At 72.4% G+C, this 2,025-nt stretch carries 1 pseudogene; it reads right to left on the bottom strand.

Annotated elements, in window-relative coordinates:
* Nucleotides 1–676 (bottom strand): annotated as a pseudogene (locus IE98_RS0141395) (oligosaccharide flippase family protein); the annotation flags it as partial.
* Between the last annotated feature and the right edge of the window lie 1,349 nt (nucleotides 677–2,025).

Genomic DNA, 2,025 nt, shown 5'->3' with positions numbered 1-2,025 from the left:
GGGTGAGGCGGGCGGGCAGGGCGCGGGCGGAAAGCACCACGTTCGCGACCGTCACGGCGAGGACGAGGCCGGCGGCCCAGGACAGCAGGATCCCGGCGCTGATGGCCAGGGCGGCGCACAGCGCGAGGGCGAGTGCTTTCGCGATGGCGAAGATGAGGTTCTCGCCGAGTACCCAGCCGGGTCGGCGCAGGCCGGTGAGGGCGCCGTCCTGCAGCACGAAGACGGTGTAGGCGGAGGTGGCGGCGATGAACAGGATCGCCGACCAGGGTGCGCGCAGCTCCGTCAGGCCGGGTGCCAGGTGCGGGGCGAGGAGGACGAAGCCGGTCGCCACCGCGGCGCCGGTCGCGGTGGAGATGGTGTAGCAGCGGGCCACCAGCCACCGGCTGCGCTGGCCTGCGGTGGGCAGGAAGCGCACCAGCACGTCGCCGAGGTTCAGGGAGCCGAGGGTCGCCAGCAGCATCGCCGCCGACAGCAGGGCGTAGCTGCGGCCGACGGTGGCGGTGGTGAACCAGCGGGCGGCGAGGAGCCAGAACAGCGCGCCGAGTCCGGCGGCGACGACGGCGCTGGCGGCCAGGATCCGCCCGTTGCGCACCAGCGGCGTACCCGCCGCCTGTCCGGTCCCGTTCTGCAGGCGCTCGCGCAGCTGGGTGAGCGGCGCACCGATCTTCTCTCTCACGCCTGGTGCGCCTTCCGTGGCTTCGGGCGGGCCGGGTGTGCCTTGCGTCTGGTCGATGCGGCCGGCCGCTCCGGGCGTGGGGTTGTGCGTTCGTTCTTGGGGCGCGGGCCTGGGTGTGGAACCGTCGCTGTCGGGTCGTCCGGCCCGTATAGCGGGCGGCCCATCGGGACCCGGCGCATTGTCTTGCACCGGGTGCAGCGCACCGTGCCGCCGGGCTTGGCTCTCGTGCCCTGGGTGTCGTACCCGCAGGTCGCGCACCTGGGTAGGACGAAGACCGGAAGGAGGAGAGCGAAGGGTTCAGGCATGGACAAACCGTGCCAGACCTGTTGTTGTCCGGATGGGACCACACGCAGGTGGTACACGGCCGGGCCGCTTGTCCGCGGTCGGCCGCCTGGGTGTCGCTCGGTGTCGCGGTGCGGGCCGTAGTGCTGTGGCCCGGGGCTGGCGGTGACCGGCCCGTTCTACGGGGTGTCAGCGTCGTCACGACGGTGACCGGTGCGTTCCACGGGGTGTCGGCGTCGTCACGCGCTCCCGGGGTCTGCTGCCGGGTGCGGCTTCCCTGCCTGGAGCCTGCGGCCGTTTCGTGCCGCGGCCTGTCAGTGCTTCATCGCCACAGGCACCAGCAGAGGACCGCGGCCAGGACCAGCCAACACAACACGCTGCACCCCATGGCCGGCAGCAGACGCCTCAACAGGCCCCGATCGTTCACGTATCAGTCCATACCCGCAGCCCGCTCCGCAGACCCGGCCCGGCCCGGCCGGGCGTCACACGGCGCGGGGACGGGCCGCCAGCCGCCTCGAACACCGCCCCCAGCCCTGTCCTCCCCCTCACGCTCGCCTCGTTCTTTCCGGATTGGGGCATGTCCATGGGTTCTGGGTGTCGTGCTTGACGGTCGCGTACCGGGGCAAGGCGAAGGTCCGCAGGGGTGGAACGAAGGGCGCAGGCATGGACAAGCCGTGGCAGAACCGGTTCGGCCCGGGCTGGAATCCACGCCCGGGTAAGTCGTCGGGCCCGCGAACCGGTGCCCGGTTGGTTGCTGGCGCCCCGGTCCTTTGTGGCGCAGCTGGCCGGGACGGCGGGCGCGTAGTGGCATCGTCGCCCCGGCCGGCCAGGAGGCGGCCGCGCTGTGCGGCCGCTCTGCGCAGTCGCACCTGCACGGGGGGATGAAAGGGGCGACCGTGCGGGGAATGCTAGACCGATCGGACGGCGCGTCTCAAACGGCGTCTCAGGGCTTTGACCAGGCGATTCATAGGCGTGTACGGAGCATGCCGACCCTGTGCTGGCGGCACGTGTACGGCCCGGCCAGCCCCGTGGAGAGGAGCGGCCTGGCCGGGGCGTGCGCGCGGTGC

The organism is Streptomyces sp. NRRL B-24484, assembly GCF_000717715.1.
In the GTDB taxonomy this organism is placed as follows: Bacteria; Actinomycetota; Actinomycetes; order Streptomycetales; family Streptomycetaceae; genus Kitasatospora.
This window is presented reverse-complemented; position numbering and strand designations above follow the sequence as displayed.